Source organism: Nocardia carnea, assembly GCF_029868855.1.
In the GTDB taxonomy this organism is placed as follows: domain Bacteria; phylum Actinomycetota; class Actinomycetes; order Mycobacteriales; family Mycobacteriaceae; genus Nocardia; species Nocardia carnea_A.
Window position 1 is genome coordinate 1 of sequence record NZ_JARWOV010000347.1, and the last position, 15,840, is coordinate 15,840.

16 protein-coding genes are annotated in these 15,840 nt (G+C 65.8%); 13 read left to right on the forward strand and 3 right to left on the reverse strand.

The window, feature by feature from the left end:
- Positions 1–80: 80 nt before the first annotated feature.
- Both QH195_RS34765 and QH195_RS34770 read right to left on the reverse strand, forming a co-directional pair.
- Positions 81–1,208 (reverse strand): NAD(P)H-dependent flavin oxidoreductase, encoded by a 1,128-nt coding sequence (locus tag QH195_RS34765; RefSeq protein WP_280419713.1) that lies wholly within the window; start codon positions 1,206–1,208, stop codon positions 81–83.
- 168 nt (positions 1,209–1,376) lie between these two features.
- Positions 1,377–2,786 carry a glycosyltransferase family 87 protein gene (locus tag QH195_RS34770; protein ID WP_280438506.1) on the reverse strand — a complete coding sequence of 470 codons (1,410 nt, stop codon included), beginning with the start codon at positions 2,784–2,786 and terminating at the stop codon, positions 1,377–1,379.
- Positions 2,787–3,078: 292 nt separating this feature from the next.
- Between QH195_RS34770 and rpsF the strand changes: the two genes are divergently transcribed.
- From rpsF to dnaB, 5 genes are all read left to right on the forward strand, one after another.
- Positions 3,079–3,366 carry a 30S ribosomal protein S6 gene (rpsF, locus tag QH195_RS34775; RefSeq protein WP_280419715.1) on the forward strand — a complete coding sequence of 96 codons (288 nt, stop codon included), beginning with the start codon at positions 3,079–3,081 and terminating at the stop codon, positions 3,364–3,366.
- 96 nt (positions 3,367–3,462) lie between these two features.
- Positions 3,463–4,005 (forward strand): single-stranded DNA-binding protein, encoded by a 543-nt coding sequence (locus QH195_RS34780; protein WP_280419716.1) that lies wholly within the window; start codon positions 3,463–3,465, stop codon positions 4,003–4,005.
- 55 nt (positions 4,006–4,060) lie between these two features.
- A complete protein-coding gene (gene rpsR, locus QH195_RS34785; RefSeq protein ID WP_033246575.1) occupies positions 4,061–4,312 on the forward strand; it encodes a 30S ribosomal protein S18 in 252 nt (83 codons plus the stop codon).
- 18 nt (positions 4,313–4,330) lie between these two features.
- Positions 4,331–4,786, forward strand: coding sequence for a 50S ribosomal protein L9 (rplI, locus tag QH195_RS34790; RefSeq protein ID WP_280419717.1), 456 nt, complete (start codon positions 4,331–4,333; stop codon positions 4,784–4,786).
- 655 nt (positions 4,787–5,441) lie between these two features.
- Positions 5,442–6,824 carry a replicative DNA helicase gene (dnaB, locus tag QH195_RS34795; RefSeq protein ID WP_280419718.1) on the forward strand — a complete coding sequence of 461 codons (1,383 nt, stop codon included), beginning with the start codon at positions 5,442–5,444 and terminating at the stop codon, positions 6,822–6,824.
- A gap of 9 nt (positions 6,825–6,833) precedes the next feature.
- Here the strand turns inward: dnaB and QH195_RS34800 are convergent, their stop codons facing one another.
- Positions 6,834–7,148, reverse strand: coding sequence for a DUF1330 domain-containing protein (locus QH195_RS34800; RefSeq protein WP_280438507.1), 315 nt, complete (start codon positions 7,146–7,148; stop codon positions 6,834–6,836).
- 72 nt (positions 7,149–7,220) lie between these two features.
- On the opposite strand from QH195_RS34800, the gene QH195_RS34805 reads away from it, so the two are divergent.
- The 8 genes from QH195_RS34805 to QH195_RS34840 form a co-directional block, all read left to right on the forward strand.
- Positions 7,221–7,934 (forward strand): TetR/AcrR family transcriptional regulator, encoded by a 714-nt coding sequence (locus QH195_RS34805; protein WP_280438508.1) that lies wholly within the window; start codon positions 7,221–7,223, stop codon positions 7,932–7,934.
- Positions 7,935–8,274: 340 nt separating this feature from the next.
- Positions 8,275–9,012, forward strand: a complete 738-nt coding sequence (locus QH195_RS34810; protein WP_280438509.1) for a hypothetical protein — start codon at positions 8,275–8,277, stop codon at positions 9,010–9,012.
- A 234-nt stretch (positions 9,013–9,246) separates the two neighbouring features.
- Positions 9,247–9,453 (forward strand): heavy-metal-associated domain-containing protein, encoded by a 207-nt coding sequence (locus QH195_RS34815; protein ID WP_280419722.1) that lies wholly within the window; start codon positions 9,247–9,249, stop codon positions 9,451–9,453.
- Between the two features lie 372 nt (positions 9,454–9,825).
- Complete coding sequence (locus tag QH195_RS34820; RefSeq protein WP_280438510.1) at positions 9,826–10,239, forward strand: hypothetical protein; 414 nt, start codon at positions 9,826–9,828, stop codon at positions 10,237–10,239.
- A gap of 109 nt (positions 10,240–10,348) precedes the next feature.
- Positions 10,349–11,476: a PLP-dependent cysteine synthase family protein gene (locus tag QH195_RS34825; RefSeq protein WP_280438511.1), complete on the forward strand. Its 1,128-nt coding sequence runs from the start codon at positions 10,349–10,351 to the stop codon at positions 11,474–11,476.
- Positions 11,473–12,753, forward strand: coding sequence for an MFS transporter (locus QH195_RS34830; protein ID WP_280438512.1), 1,281 nt, complete (start codon positions 11,473–11,475; stop codon positions 12,751–12,753). The genes QH195_RS34825 and QH195_RS34830 overlap by 4 nt, the downstream gene beginning before the upstream one ends.
- A 47-nt stretch (positions 12,754–12,800) precedes the next feature.
- Entirely contained in the window at positions 12,801–14,999 is a 2,199-nt protein-coding gene (locus tag QH195_RS34835; RefSeq protein WP_432278381.1) for a copper-translocating P-type ATPase, read from the forward strand.
- A 230-nt stretch (positions 15,000–15,229) separates the two neighbouring features.
- Positions 15,230–15,840, forward strand: a 611-nt coding sequence (locus tag QH195_RS34840) for a hypothetical protein (protein ID WP_280438513.1), incomplete at its 3' end; no start/stop codon positions are given.

Below are 15,840 nucleotides of genomic sequence, written 5' to 3' on the forward strand. Positions count from 1 at the left end.
CCGGCAGTTCGAAACCTCCGGGCGCACCGGGCCCTTCGTTGCCCGCACCGGGAAAATCCCCGCCCAGCCGAACGTGGTGATCACCCCGCGTCGTTGAGCTTGTTCAGGCGTTCGCAGGCGGTGACGTACTCCTCGATGAGGCGATTCATCACGTCGGCCGAACGCTCGGTCTTGTTCATCATGCCGACGATCTGACCCACCGGGTTGAAGTTCACGTCCTTGGCGGCCTCCGGGTACCGGTGGCCGCGTTTCACACCGTCCAGCGCGACCATCATCTGCAGCGGCATGGGCAGCGGATCCGGGTTGTCGGCGGACTCCCAGGCATCGGTCCAGTCGTTGCGCAGCATCCGGGCCGGTTTACCGGTCCAGGCGCGGGAACGAATGGTGTCGTGGCTGGTGGCGTCGATATAGGTCTTCATCTGCGCGGGCGGCACATTGGCCTCTTCCACGGTGAGCCAGATGGAACCGGTCCAGGCGCCGGCGGCGCCCATCGCCATGGCGGCCGCGACCTGGCGGCCGTCGCCGATACCGCCCGCCGCGAGCACCGGCAGATCGCCTACGGCGTCGATGACCTGCGGCCACAGCACCAGCGAGGAGACCTCACCGCAGTGTCCGCCGCCCTCGGTGCCCTGGCACACCACGAAGTCCAGGCCCGCATCCTTGTGGTTCAGGGCATGCTTCACCGAACCGCACAGTGCGCCGATGAGCCGCCCGGATTCCTGGATCTGCGAGACGAACTCCGGCGGCGGAGTGCCCAGTGCATTGGCGACCAGTTTCGCCTTCGGATGCTTCAGGATCACCTCGACCTGCGGCGCGGCGGTGGTGGCGGTCCAGCCGAGCAACTGCGGGTGCACTTCCTCCTCGGGAAGCTTCGGCACGCCGTGATCGGCCAGGATCTTCTCGGCGAAATCGCGATGACCCTGCGGTACGTGTTTGGCGAGTTCGGCCTCGAGCTCTTCGGGGGAGAGTCCGTCGATGCCCTTGCCCTCGTACTTGGAGGGGATCACCAGGTCGACACCGTAGGGGTTGTCGCCGACGTGTTCGTCGAGCCAGGCCAGCTCGACCTCGAGCTGTTCGGCCGTGAACCCGACCGCGCCGAGTACGCCGAGACCACCGGCGTTGCTGACCGCGGCCGCCACGTCGCGGCAGTGGGTGAAGGCGAAGATGGGGAACTCGATCCCCAGCCGGTCGCAGATATCGGTACGCATGGCGCTGCTGGTCTCCCTATGCCTGGAACAAGTTACATAATTGCCGCGCGGCGGCTGATCCGGCCGCTGTCACCTCGCGGACCCGAAAGCGCCGCGTGCCGCGGGTGCGGGCGGTGCGTGCGCACGGATCCGACAGGTGCCATACCTTGAATGTAACACGTTCTAGTTTTATTGGAACCGATTCGCCGGCGCGATTGCCGGCCCGGGGTCGGACCCGCCCGGCGGTGCCGCGACCGGGGTCATCCACTCACGTGGCTTGCGCAGCGGGACCTTGAGGAAAAGGAAGAACAGGAACACCAGCAAGGTGGCCCGGCCCCACACCCCGAAGCGCACCACCGCCTCCATCAACTCGACGGAATGCCCCGTGCCCATCGCATAGAAATAGCGGAAGACTCCCACTCCTATCGCGACGTCGGCGACGAGATAGCTCCACACCACCGGCCACGGCACGGCCAGGACGACCAGGAACGGAATCAACCACAGCGTGTACTGCGGGGAATGCACCTTGTGGAACAGGAGAAATCCACACAGCATCGCCGCGCTGACACCGATCCACGGATAAACACCCGTTTCGAGATACCGGCGGCGCCCGATCCACAACGCCAGGGCGAACGAGGCGATGATCAACATCGGTGACGCGATCGCCACGGTATCGGCGAAGGCCGCGGTACCGACCCGATCGGTACCGAACAACGGCCGCAGCCCCCAGAACCAGATCGAGTTCGTGGTGATATCTGCCTGGCGCTGCTGCTGGAATTCGATCGATGCCCGCCAGCCGTCGTATCCGGCGATCGCAAAGGGCAGATTCACCGCCAGTACGGTGGCCGCCGCGGCGCCACCGGTCCACAGTGCACCGCGGATATCGAGCCGGGTGCGGCCGTTTTCGCCGGGCTCTCGGTCACCGCCGGTCAGTACATACAACATCAACGGGAGCACGAAAATCGCCGGATAGATCTTGAAACAGAATCCGAGCCCCAGAAGTACCGCCGCGAATATCGCCCGCGACCGCACCGGCCGCCGACCCGGCACCATCACCGCCATCGCGGCCACGGTCGTGCACACGACCGGTAGTTCCCAGTTGTGGAATGCGTAGAGCACCAGCGGCGGCCCCACCGCCCACAACAGAGCGGCCCGGCCGGCCATCCGGGCCAGCAGCCACGCCGTCACCACGGCGAACGGAGCCAGCAGCAGCGCCGAAAACAGTAAGAACATCGCGTCGTTGTCCGCACCGAGGGCGCCGAGCCACATCAGCAATCCGCTGAGCACCGGGTATTCGACGGCTCCGCCGATCAGTGATCCGTCGGCGGTGATGCCGCCGTGTACATACGGGAAAATATGCTGATCGATATCACGCCCCAGCCAGAGGAACTGGATATCGGAGTAGCAGACCCGGGCGTCCTTCACATAGTCGAACGCGACACTGCGGCCGTCCGCCCGAAATGGCGCTCCGGCACAGCGGGCCTTGTTGAGAAACGCCACCGTGAGTGTGATCGCGCACAGCAGGACCGCCGCAATCACCGCTGACTGCCGGGAAACGCGACCGGTCGCGAACGCGCGCGCGGCCGCTACGATCGACATACCGATCACCTTAGTGGTCGCGGGCGCGGCAAAGCACGACCGAGAGCGAGCTCCGGTCCCCGAGGGACGGCCGGTAATACCGGCTTGGACCCGGCTGTATCGACGCGGAATTCCACTTGTTTCCCGATACCGGGAAACGGCTTCCACGGTGCCCGGAGTACGGCCGCCGAGTCGGCAGGATCGATTTCGTGGTGACCCACCCCCTCAGGTACTCTTGCCCGGTTGCTGACGCGACGACCTCCTGCCACGGACCGTCCGTGGCCGAATCCAGACCACAGGAGGTGATTGGTTCGTGCGTCATTACGAAGTGATGGTCATCCTCGATCCGAGCATGGACGAGCGCACCGTCGGGCCGTCCCTGGAAAATATGCTCAGCGTTGTCCGCACCGAGGGCGGGAAAATCGACAAGGTCGATATCTGGGGCCGTAAGCGGCTCGCCTACGAGATCCGCAAACAGGCCGAAGGCATCTACGCGGTCATCGATCTGACCGCCGAGCCCGCCACGGTGAGCGAACTCGACCGCCAGCTGGGCCTCAACGAGCAGGTGCTGCGCACCAAGGTTCTGCGCAACGAAAAGTAGTTCCGGCGGTACCGCGGTTTCGTCGGAGTCTGTCTCTAGGCTCTAGCGCAAACAGCGAGTGCACTCGGACTGCACACCGAGCAGGAGGAACCCACCATGGCAGCAGGCGATACCGTCATCACGGTCATCGGAAATCTGACGGCCGATCCCGAGCTTCGATTCACGCCCGCGGGCGCGGCAGTGGCGAATTTCACCGTCGCCTCGACGCCCCGCATCTTCGACCGGAACACCAACGAGTGGAAAGACGGCGAGGCGCTGTTCCTGCGGTGCAATATCTGGCGCGACGCGGCGGAAAATGTCGCCGAAAGTCTGACCAGGGGCTCCCGCGTGATCGTCAGCGGACGGCTCAAGCAGCGCTCCTACGAAACCCGCGAGGGTGAGAAGCGCACTGTGGTCGAGCTCGAGGTCGACGAGGTCGGTCCGTCGCTGAAGTACGCCACGGCGAAGGTCAACAAGACCAGTCGCGGTGGCGGCGGTGGTGGATTCGGTTCCAACAGCGGTGGTGGTGGAAACTACAACGCCGGCAACAGCGGCGGCGGACGGTCCGAACAGGGCGCAGCGGAAGACCCGTGGGGTAGCGCGCCCGCGGCCGGCTCCTTCGGGGGCGGCGGCCGGATGGACGATGAACCGCCGTTCTGAGACGGCCCGCACAGACCCGCGTCGGCGGGTCACCAAGAAAACGGAGTGAACGAAAATGGCCAAGGCACCGGCGCGCGAAAAGGTGCTCAAGAAGAAGGCTTGCACTTTCTGCAAAGAAAGCAAGACCGGACCTGTCAATATCGACTACAAGGATGCGCCGCTGCTGCGCAAGTACGTCAGTGAGCGCGGCAAGATCCGCGCCCGCCGGGTAACCGGCAACTGCGTCCAGCATCAGCGCGATATCGCCATCGCGGTGAAGAACTCGCGTGAGATGGCGCTGCTGCCCTACGTTTCGACGGCTCGCTGAGAAAGGTCGGTCAAGCATATGAAGCTCATCCTGACTGCCGACGTCGACAATCTCGGCGCTCCCGGCGATACCGTAGAGGTGAAGGACGGCTACGGCCGTAACTACCTGCTGCCCCGTGGGCTGGCGATCGTCGCCACCCGTGGTGCCCAGAAGCAGGTCGAGGGAATCCGCCGGGCCCAGGAGGCCCGCCGGGTGCGCGACCTCGGCCACGCCAACGAACTGAAGCAGGCGATCGAGAATCTGGAGTCGGTGTCGCTCTCGGTCAAGACCGCCGGCACCGGCAAGCTGTTCGGTTCGGTCACTCAGTCCGATATCGCAGCGGCGATCAAATCGGCCGGTGGGCCGGTGCTGGACAAGCGCAGCATCGAACTGCCGAAGTCGCATATCAAGGCCACCGGTAAGCATCAGGTCACGGTGCACCTGCACCCTGATGTCGCCGCGAAATTCGCCCTGGAGGTCGTGGCTGCGGGCTGACCGCAGTTATCGGCACGCTTCGACCGGAGGTCACGCAGTCGCGTGATCTCCGGTTGGTGTGCTCTGTTCTTCGGGGGTGTTAGCCAGCAGTTCGCTGGTTTCGTTTACGGATGGACGCTCGCGGCCGCGCCGTCGAGGTCCTTCTTTGGCGTGTCCGCGTTATCCACAGGATGTGGATCCTGTGGATCAATCAAAAAACCGACCGGATGTATTGTGATCCACCTCATAGCTGTTCGCTTGTCTGTTAACTCAACACGCCCGGCTGTTCAACAACTCCGACACGCCGAGACTTTGTTTATCCACACTGTGATGACGGCCAAAACCTGTGTCTAGCTGGGTATTTTTCCGTCCTGACCGGCGTTTTCCCCAGGTTATCCACAAGTTGTACACAACAAGGGGTGAACTATCCCCAGGCTATCCACAGGTTTATCCACAGGGCTGTTTGGCATGTGGATAGAACCTCGCCTAGGTTCATCGCAGCACCACGTCGACGCTTCCGCCGGAAGCCGGCGGAGCGGATCTATCTGGGTGATAGCTGGGATGTCTGAACACTGGTCACAGACACTTCCCACCCCGGCGAAATTGTCGGACCCGTGCGGTAGAACCAATCGGTACAGGGGTGCGTCCGGTCTGGAGGAGAGGACGGTCGAGTCGGATGGCAGTCGTCGATGACCGCGGGCACACGGACTTCCCACCCGAGCCGCCCGGTGAGGATTTCGGGCGTCAGCCGCCGCACGATATGGCCGCCGAACAGTCGGTCCTCGGCGGCATGCTGCTCAGTAAGGACGCCATCGCCGATGTGGTCGAGGTGCTGCGCTCCGGCGATTTCTATCGCCCCGCCCATCAGGCGGTCTACGATGTCATCCTCGATCTCTACGGCCGCGGGGAGCCGGCCGACCCGGTCACCGTAGCCGCGGGCCTGGACCGCAGCGGCGAGCTGAAACGCATCGGCGGCGCCCCCTATCTGGTCACGCTCACCCAGACTGTCCCCACCGCCGCCAATGCCGGCTACTACGCCGAGATAGTCGCCGAGAAGGCCATTCTGCGTCGCCTGGTCGAGGCCGGTACCCGCATCGTTCAGTACGGCTATGCCGGCGCCGACGGCCAGGACGTCGCCGAGGTCGTCGACCGGGCCCAGGCCGAGGTCTACGAGGTCACCGAACGCAGGACCTCCGAGGACTTCCTCCCGCTCGAGGAACTCCTCCAGCCGACCATGGACGAGATCGACTCCATCGCCTCCCGCGGCGGTATCTCCCTCGGCGTACCCACCGGTTTCTCCGAACTCGACGAGCTCACCAACGGCCTGCATCCGGGCCAGATGATCATCGTCGCGGCTCGACCCGGTGTGGGTAAAAGCACGCTGGGAATGGATTTCATGCGCAGTTGCTCGATTCGGCACGGACTGGCGAGTGTGATCTTCTCGCTGGAGATGAGCCGGACCGAGATCGTCATGCGTCTGCTTTCGGCCGAGGCGAAGATCAAGCTCGGGGATATGCGATCCGGGCGGATGAGTGACGACGACTGGACCAAACTCGCGCGGCGGATGAGCGAAATCAGTGAAGCGCCACTGTTCGTCGACGATTCACCGAACCTGACGATGATGGAGATCCGGGCGAAGGCGCGGCGGCTCAAGCAGCGGCATGATCTCAAACTTGTTGTGGTGGACTATCTCCAGCTGATGACCTCCGGTAAGAAGGTCGAATCACGGCAGCAGGAAGTCTCCGAATTCTCCCGGCATCTCAAACTTCTGGCCAAGGAATTGGAAGTTCCGGTGGTCGCGATCAGTCAGCTCAACCGTGGGCCGGAACAACGGACAGATAAGCGTCCGCAGGTCTCCGACCTGCGTGAATCTGGGTCGCTCGAACAGGATGCGGATATGGTGATCCTGTTGCACCGGCCAGATGCGTTCGAACGCGACGATCCTCGTGGCGGTGAGGCCGACTTGATTCTCGGCAAACACCGCAACGGGCCGACCGCCACGATCACCGTGGCGCACCAGCTGCACCTTTCGCGTTTCGTCGATATGGCTCGCGGCTGACGTTCGTTCTCAGGCCGGGAGCGAAAACCCTTCGGGTGGCGAGCCCTCGGCGAACAACATCTGTACCCGAGCTTTCCCTTTCCGTATCTGCCGGGCTTGCCGATACTCGGGCGAGTCGTACCACTGCCGGATCCGATCCATATCGGGAAACTCGATGACGAGAATTCGGGGTGAATCCCAAGTGCCCTCAACCGGTTCGGGCGTGGGACCGGCCACCAGGTAGCGGCCACCATGACTGAGGATCGACTTCTGGGCTACCGGGGCGTAGGCCCAGCCGGCCTCCTCGTCGAGCACCTCGACGTTGACTATGACGTAAGCGGGCATGCGGTTCCAATCACGGACACGGCGTGTAGTTATGGCACGCATAAGAATATTGACGCCCTGTAACCTGTCAAGGTGGGCAACGAATCCGGTGCGAATGTGCTGAGCCGTCGGGAGCGCCTCCGCGCCGAGACCAGTCGGGAGATCAAGACCATCGCGCTGCGGCAGATGACCGACGCAGGACCTGGAGCGATCTCGCTGCGCGGCATCGCCCGGGAGATGGGGATGACCGCACGCGCGATCTACAGCTACTTTCCCACTCGGGACGACTTGATCACGGCCCTGATCAGCGAAATCGGTGCATCGCTGGCAGAGGCGCTGGAGACCGCCACCCAGGCGGTGCCCGATACCGACCCCGGCGGCAGGCTGGTGGCATGGGGGCAGGCACTGAGGGAATGGGCGCTGGCACACCCGGAGGGCTTCCGGCTCTTCTACGGGCACCCCATCCCTGGATACCAGCCACCTGCGGGCGGGCCGGTGGACCAAACTGCACGCCGCGTCTGCCGCAGCCTCACCGGTTTGGTGGCCGCCGTATGGCTCGACGGCCGATGCCGTCGGTCCGTGGAGGCCTCCTGGTCCGACCTGCACCCCGACTACGTCGCAAAGATCCGGAAAGATCTCCCGGATGTGCCACCCGCCGCGGCCGCCCTCGCACTGCGGGTCTGGGGTCGTATGCACGGCTTGGTAACCCTGGAGATCGACGGCCACATTCACGCGGTTGCACGCGACCCTGCCGCGCTGCACCACGCCGAGATGCTCGACCTGGTGAAATCTTTGACCGTGGCCTAGCTGAAGAAATGTGGTAAACGCGCCGACGGCATGAAACCCCAGTGTGATCATCGGATTCGGGAATGTCCCCGAGTCGGTGCGCATCATGCCCGAGCGTGTTACTGATCCGGTACGGCCTGGGTGGTCCACGTCGAGGCGGTACTGATTTATACGCAACAGGGGTACCGTACAAGCGACGGTGTGGTGGACTCGATCTGACGCTGGGCCGCGCGCCGAGTTCACGAATGCTCGCAGCGACCAGGGCCGCACGGCAGGTGGGAATACCGTTGGGCCGGAGGGCACTACACTCGGTGATTGCCAGCTGGAGGAAGATCAGAGCGGGAAGACGCGCAGGACGCACATGTCGAAGCCCGCCGCCGACTGCCGGCAGATCGTCGAACGCTTGACGGGCGACTTCAATCAACTGAGCGCCAAACTGAACGAGATCATCACCGATGCGGCGGAAACCTCGCGCACGGTCGGGCAGATCCTTGATGCTCAGGAACGGAAAGCGAAGTCGCTGTTCCAGGACGCCGCCACTCCAGACCGCGACCCCGCCCGCGCCGTACCCCGCCCCGAGGTGCCCCAGGTTGGAGACGACGGGCCTCTGATGCTCAGCGGTCGACGAGCTTTGGACGAACTGGTCGCACGCTACGGCGACAACATTGTCTTCCACGGCAGTGCCGCACCTATTTCTCGGCTCGAGCCGCGTCAAATGACCTGGGTGGATCGTACGGGCCGACGCCACCCCGATGGTGAACCCGCTATCTGTGCCGATACCAGCTACGACGTCCCCATGTTCCTGTCACTGTTCAAAGGCCGAGTCCGCTGCCAGTACCGTCCGACCGAGGATGGCGGCTTCACATACAACATCAAGGGGGCCGACACCGCCGACCTCGGCGGATATACCGGCCACGTTCACGTCATGGACAAGCGGCACTTTCAGGAAGTCGAACTCGACTATCCTCCCGAATGGCCCGGCCCCTTCGGTGCCCCACGCACGCCAGAGCTCCGGGCGTCTACCGAAGTTGAACCTTTCGCCATTGTCGATGTCACGGGCGCCGACTTCCCCCACCCCGTCGGCGACTACGACGTCTGACCGCCACCGGAGAAGCAGGTGCACGGCCGACAGAGACCTGACGGAGCGCACCGCCATTCGGACGTCTCGAGATCAATCGTGCCCCGACCGCCGGGTCCGAAGATGCAGTCCACGGCGCCACGAGCTTGCCGGATTGCATACCTAACGGGGGTACTGTATCTATGGAGATGTCCCCCGCGGACCGCGCCATTCCGGATCGGTCCGCGGATATTCACCAGATCGACAGGAAACGATATGAGTACCTCGATCATCAACGTCGCTGGAATGACCTGTGGTGGTTGCGCTTCCAAGGTCCGCAAAGAGGTTGGCGCACTTGCCGGTGTCACCGGTGTCGACGCCGATCCGGCCACCGGCCGGGTCACCGTCGAATCGGGTGCCGAGGTCGACCCCGATGCCATCAGGAACGCCGTGGAAGCAGCCGGTTACCGAGTCGTCGCCTGAGTGAACCCCGGCCGGGTCGATCTCCGTGTCGCGGCCGGGGGCGTGGACTGCTCGCCTCCGTGAGCAGTCCACCGCGTACCGGTTGCGCCATTCTCATGGCCGGGCATCCTCGGTGGTCCTGCTCACGGGATGGTGAGCGAGGATGTCGTCGGCGAGTAGGTTGATTCGCGACCGTTGCGGTCTACTTCGCCGATACGGCTTCGGCGCGAGAACATTTGGGCGCAGAGAAGGAGGTGGTGCGGTGGCCGGGATATTCGGGCAGGTCGATGTACAGCGCGAACGCGCAGATCATGGTCGACACCGGCGCGCATCGTCTCCGGAGGCCGGGGTCCCGATACCGGGCGGCCGGGACCCGGAACCGAGTGGTCCGCGGTGACCGTTTCCGCCCGTCTGCGACGCATATCGGTGGCACTGGCTATGGCGGTGCTGCTCATCGCGCCGATCGTCGACTGCACCCTGCACCTGGCAGACGAGCACAGCCCGGTTGCCGCGGCAACGGCGGCGCCGGCCGTCGGTAGCGCCTACGTCGGTCACCTTCACGGTATGAGCAATCACTTCGACCACTGTGATCAGCACATGATCCACTGCGTCGAGAAATCGGTGTTGCCTTCGGGCGGTGCGGCCGCCCAGCCGCTGCTGTGGACGGTGCTGATCGGAATGGCCACCGTCGCCGCGATCGCCGTGGTCCACACCGGCGCGCGGGGAATCCGGGGACCGCCGGGGCGTGGGTTACCGGTGTTGAACGGACAAGCCATTCTCACGAATTTCTGTATCTCCCGACGCTGATCGGTCAGCGCCAGGCCGCGACATCTGTGTCGACGGCCGGTGTTCGCTGCCTGCTCACCGTCTCGACCCGCCCTGTGTGGCGGTTCGGATACAGAAAGCGACAAAAATCATGAACGATGTCGTGTTCGGTAAGCCTGCCGGACCTGCTTCGACTGTGCTCGCCCCGCCTGCTCCGGCGCGGGAATCGAGTTCGCTGGTCGGCAACACCCCCGTGCTGTGGATCGGGGAGCCGCTGGCGCCCGCCGGCCGCGGCTTCTGGGCGAAGCTGGAAGGTTTCAATCCGGGCGGGATGAAGGACCGGCCCGCCCTGCACATGATCCAGCGGGCGAAACAACGCGGAGACTTGGCGCCGGGGGCCCGCATCATCGAATCCACCAGCGGCACTCTCGGGTTGGGTCTGGCGCTGGCCGGTGCGGTGTACCACCATCCCGTTACGGTGGTCACCGATCCGGGGCTCGAGCCGATCGTGGATCGCCTGCTCGCCTCTTACGGTGCCCGCGTCGAGTTGGTGGCCGAACCGCACCCCAGTGGGGGCTGGCAACAAGCACGCCGCGACCGTGTCATCGAACTCATGGCGGCCGAACCCGGGGCATGGTGCCCGGACCAGTACAGCAATCCCGACAACATCGACGGATACGAATCTCTCGGGCTGGAGCTGATACAGCAGCTGGGCGGGGTCGATGTGCTGGTGTGCGCGGTCGGTACCGGCGGCCACTCCGCGGGTGTCGCGCGGGTGCTGCGCCGCTTCGATCCGGACCTGCGGCTGATCGGCGTGGATACGGTCGCCTCCACGATCTTCGGCCAGCCCGCCGGCCCGCGAGTCATGCGCGGGCTGGGGTCCAGCATCTTCCCGCGCAATGTCGACTACTCGGCCTTTCGTGAAGTGCACTGGGTGGCACCGGCCGAAGCCGTGTGGGCGTGCCGGACGCTGGCCGGCACGCACTATGCCACCGGCGGCTGGAGTGTCGGGGCGGTCGCGTTGGTCGCGGGATGGGCCGCGCGGACCCAGCCGGCCGGCACCCGGATCGTGGCAGTGTTCCCGGACGGACCGCAACGCTACTTCGACACCATCTACAACGACGACTACTGCCGCGAGCACGGTCTGCTCGATACCGATCCGCCGATCGAACCGGACATCATCGCGCATCCGGGGCAGCGAGTGGTGCGCTCGTGGACCCGCTGCACCACTGTCGTCGACCCGCACACCGTCGACCTGGTAGGAGGGGGCGCGTCGTGACCGTACTCAGGAGTTTCCGCAGCTTCGACCTGGCCGCCCGGTTGCTGATGATCAACCAGTTCGGCATCAACCTGGGCTTCTATATGTTGATGCCGTATCTGGCCGGGTATCTGGCCGGACCGCTGGGCTTGGCGGCGTGGGCGGTCGGCCTCGTACTGGGGGTACGAAACTTCTCCCAGCAGGGCATGTTCCTCATCGGCGGCACCCTTGCCGACCGGCTCGGCTACAAACCACTGATCGTCGCGGGCTGTCTGCTGCGTACCGGCGGCTTCGCTCTGCTGGTTTTCGCCACCTCGCTGCCCGGACTGCTGATCGCTTCCGCCGCAACGGGGTTCGCCGGCGCATTGTTCAACCCCGCCGTACGCGCCTACCTGGCTGCCGATACCGGCGAACGCCGGGTGGAAGCGTTCGCGGTATTCAATATCTTCTATCAGGCGGGGATCCTGGCCGGACCGCTGGTGGGCCTGGCATTGATGTTCCTCGATTTCCGGGTTACCGCGGCCGCCGCGGCCGTTGTATTCGCGGCGCTGACCGTCGCCCAGTTGGCCGCTCTTCCGCCCCGGCGCGAGCAGAAGCCCGCCGAACAGACGTCGGTGCTGCAGGACTGGCGCGCGGTGGCGGCGAATCGCCGGTTCCTGTTGTTCTCGCTGACGATGATCGGCTCGTATGTGCTGTCGTTCCAGGTGTATCTGGCCTTACCGCTCCAGGCCGAATTTCTGGCAGGCGCGCAATCACAAGTGCTCGTCTCGGCGTTGTTCGTGGTGTCCGGTGTGGTCGCCGTGGCCGGGCAGCTGCGGATCACCGGATGGTTCGAGGCGCGCTGGGGGACAGGGCGTAGCTTGGCGGTGGGTATGGCGATACTGGCCGCGGCGTTCCTGCCGTTGCTCGTGGTGCCCGGGCCCGGGCGATTCGGTGTCGCCGCCGCGATCGTCGCATTGCTCCTGTCCACGGCGGTGCTCGCGGTCGGAACCGCCGCGGTGTTTCCCTTCGAAATGGATACTGTTGTCTCGTTCGCGGACGGCAAACTGGTGGCCACGCACTACGGCTTCTACAACACGATCGTGGGAATCGGGATCCTGGCGGGCAACCTCGCCACCGGCGCCGTTGTCGGGGCCGCACGAGCCGCCGGAGCGGAGTGGGCGGTGTGGGCCGGTCTCGGCCTCATCGGAGCGGTGGCGGCCGCGGGGTTGTATCGGCTCGACCGGTCACAGCCGGAAGAGTCGGCCGGTCCAGCCCTCGCTGTCGGCCGGCGAGATCGCTGCCACGATGGAAGATGAACGATGAGGACAGGCAGGCCCCGGTCGACCAGTCAGGAGGCTTCTCGATGTCGCATCCAGAGCACCGGCACCCCGGCCCCGCACCGGCCGGGCACGAACACGGCACGTCCACACAGAACCCACCCCCGGACACTCGGGACCGGTCCGCCGGCCAGGCCGGTTCCGATGTCCGTCCCGGGCACAGCCGTCATACCGAAGGCGGTGGCCACGATCGGCATGCCGGGCACGGGGCACACGGGGAGATGTTCCGGCGCCGGTTCTGGATCAGCCTGATCCTGGCCTTGCCGGTAGTCGGATTCAGCCATATGGTCACCGAGCTGCTGGGCTACCACCTGCCGGAATTCCCCGGTGCCTCGTGGATCCCGCCGGTCCTCGGCACGGTGATCTTTGTCTACGGTGGGACGCCGTTCCTCACCGGCGGCTGGAGCGAACTGCGTTCCCGCCGACCCGGGATGATGCTGTTGATCGCCATGGCGATAACGGTCGCGTTCGTCGCGTCCTGGATCACCACCCTCGGGCTGGGCGGGTTCGAGCTGGACTTCTGGTGGGAACTGGCCCTGCTCATCGTCATCATGCTGCTCGGGCACTGGCTGGAGATGCGGGCGCTGGGCTCGGCGTCCAGTGCGCTCGACGCCCTGGCCGCGATGCTGCCCGATACCGCGGAGAAAGTCACGGGCGACGGTGTAACCGAGGTCCCGCTGGCACAGTTGTCCCGCGATGATCTGGTGCTGGTGCGTGCCGGTGCCCGGGTACCGGCGGACGGCACGGTCACCGACGGCCGGGCCGAGGTCGACGAATCGATGATCACCGGTGAGTCCAAGACCGTCACCCGCGATATCGGCGACACCGTGGTCGCCGGCACCGTCGCTACCGACAGCGCCTTGCGGGTGCGGGTCACCGCGGTCGGCGAGGACACCGCGCTGGCCGGTATCCAGCGCATGGTCGCCGACGCCCAAGCCTCCTCCTCGCGCGCCCAGGCGCTGGCGGACAAAGCCGCCGCGTTCCTGTTCTATTTCGCTGCCGGCACCGGTGCACTGACTTTCGTGATCTGGGCGCTGCTCGGCAATCTCGACGAGGCGGTGGTGCGCACGGTGACCGTCCTCGTCATCGCCTGTCCCCACGCCCTGGGCCTGGCGATCCCGCTGGTCATCGCGATATCGACCGAACGCGCCGCAAAAGCCGGAGTACTCGTCAAAGATCGTCTCGCGCTCGAGCACATGCGCACCGTCGATGTGGTGCTGTTCGACAAAACCGGCACCTTGACCCAGGGACGCCACCAGCTCACCGGGCTCATCGCCACTACCGGCATCAGCGACGAGCACTTGCTCGCGCTCGCTGCGGCCGTCGAAGCCGATAGCGAACACCCCCTTGCACGGGCCATCGTGGCCGCAGCCGAAACCCGGGTTCCGGTATCGGAACAACTCACCGCCGGCGATTTCCGCTCACTGCCCGGACGCGGGGTGCGCGCCGTCGTCGACGGCACCGAGGTCACCGTCGGCGGCCCGGCCATGCTCGCCGAGTCCGGGTTGCCGGTACCGGATGACATCACCACGATCACCCGCGGCTGGGTACAACGCGGCGCCTCGGTGCTGCACATCGTCCACGGTGACCGCGTCCTCGGCGCCGTCGCACTCGAAGACGCCGTCCGCGACGAATCCCGCCGCGCCGTCGACGCGCTGCACGACCGCGGCGTACAGGTCGCGATGATCACCGGTGACGCCCGTCAGGTCGCCGACGCCGTCGCCGCCGACCTCGGAATCGACGAGGTGTTCGCCGAAGTACTGCCCGAACACAAAGACGCGAAGGTCACCGAACTGCACAACCGCGGGCACAAGGTCGCGATGGTGGGCGACGGCGTCAACGACGCGCCCGCCCTGGCCCGCGCCGACGTCGGCGTGGCGATCGGGGCCGGCACGGATGTCGCCATCGAATCCGCCGGTGTCGTACTCGCCGCGAACGACCCCCGCGCGGTGCTCTCGATCATCGAACTGTCCCACGCCAGTTACCGGAAGATGTGGCAGAACCTACTCTGGGCCACCGGCTACAACGTCATCGCCGTCCCGCTGGCCGCGGGAGTGCTGGCATTCGCGGGTATCGCGATCTCTCCCGCCGTCGCCGCGGTGCTCATGTCGGTTTCCACCATTGTCGTCGCGCTCAACGCGCAATTGTTGCGCCGCCTCGACCTCGACCCGGCGCGCCTGGCTCGCGCCCATGGCCGAGATGTCGTCCGCCGGGACGTCGGATGAGTGCCGACCGCAGCGAGCAACGGTGTCGAGCACCGTCGAGAAGATGGCACCTCGCTCGGGGCCGGGGACAACACAGTGACGGGTCTGCCGCACGCAGCTCGGGCGGTGGTCCCGAGATCACATATCGGGTGCAGTGTGGCCGGCTCCGTGCCGATTCGGGCACGGACGGCCATTCACGCAGCTCGCGGCCGTAGGGTTGAGCCGGGCTCAGCTCAACGAGGAGGACGGCCGTGGCCAGGAATCCACGATCCATCGCCGAGGCAGGGGGCGCCCTCCCGGCCGGTGCGGATGCCGAGCGGTTCGCCGGGTACGGCGTCATGGGGCAGCCCTTCGCCAGCGGGCACTATCTCGCCTTCCGGCATTTCGCCGCCAGCTCTGTCGGGCCGGGATACGCCTCGGTGTGGCACCGCGACCCGGCCGGAGACTGGGTGATCTACAGCAGTGTGTCCCCGAGGGAGAGTTGCGCCCGCTACTACAGCTCGGCGCTGGCGCAGGCACGGGTCGCCCAGATCGCGGTGGAGTGGACAGGTCCGTTCGGATTGACTGTGCAGGTGCCCGGCGAGCTCGAATGGGATATCGAGCTGGGCCGATCGCCGGCGACGGTGGTGATGACCGGTCTCGGCAGCGTGATGCCTGCGGCGCTGTGGCGTAATCCCGGAGTTCTCGCGAGCATGTCGCGGGTGGCCGGTCCGGCGCTGGGAGTGGGCCGGGTGCGGTTGTGGGGGGGCCCCCCCCCCCCGGCGGGGGTGGGGGCGCACCCCCCCCGGGTGTGGGGGGGGGGGGGCGCCCAGGGGCCGGAAGGGGGGGGGGGGGTGGGGCCCCCCCCGCGCCGCGACCCCCC

What these genes read in the sequence shown, in the direction of transcription:
- QH195_RS34765 (WP_280419713.1), bottom strand. Translation starts at nt 1,208, where the DNA reads ATGCGTACCGATATCTGCGACCGGCTGGGGATCGAGTTCCCCATCTTC.
- QH195_RS34770 (WP_280438506.1), bottom strand. Translation starts at nt 2,786, where the DNA reads ATGTCGATCGTAGCGGCCGCGCGCGCGTTCGCGACCGGTCGCGTTTCC.
- QH195_RS34780 (WP_280419716.1), top strand. Translation starts at nt 3,463, where the DNA reads ATGGCAGCAGGCGATACCGTCATCACGGTCATCGGAAATCTGACGGCC.
- rpsR (WP_033246575.1), top strand. Translation starts at nt 4,061, where the DNA reads ATGGCCAAGGCACCGGCGCGCGAAAAGGTGCTCAAGAAGAAGGCTTGC.
- rplI (WP_280419717.1), top strand. Translation starts at nt 4,331, where the DNA reads ATGAAGCTCATCCTGACTGCCGACGTCGACAATCTCGGCGCTCCCGGC.
- dnaB (WP_280419718.1), top strand. Translation starts at nt 5,442, where the DNA reads ATGGCAGTCGTCGATGACCGCGGGCACACGGACTTCCCACCCGAGCCG.
- QH195_RS34800 (WP_280438507.1), bottom strand. Translation starts at nt 7,148, where the DNA reads ATGCCCGCTTACGTCATAGTCAACGTCGAGGTGCTCGACGAGGAGGCC.
- QH195_RS34810 (WP_280438509.1), top strand. Translation starts at nt 8,275, where the DNA reads ATGTCGAAGCCCGCCGCCGACTGCCGGCAGATCGTCGAACGCTTGACG.
- QH195_RS34815 (WP_280419722.1), top strand. Translation starts at nt 9,247, where the DNA reads ATGAGTACCTCGATCATCAACGTCGCTGGAATGACCTGTGGTGGTTGC.
- QH195_RS34825 (WP_280438511.1), top strand. Translation starts at nt 10,349, where the DNA reads ATGAACGATGTCGTGTTCGGTAAGCCTGCCGGACCTGCTTCGACTGTG.
- QH195_RS34835 (WP_432278381.1), top strand. Translation starts at nt 12,801, where the DNA reads ATGTCGCATCCAGAGCACCGGCACCCCGGCCCCGCACCGGCCGGGCAC.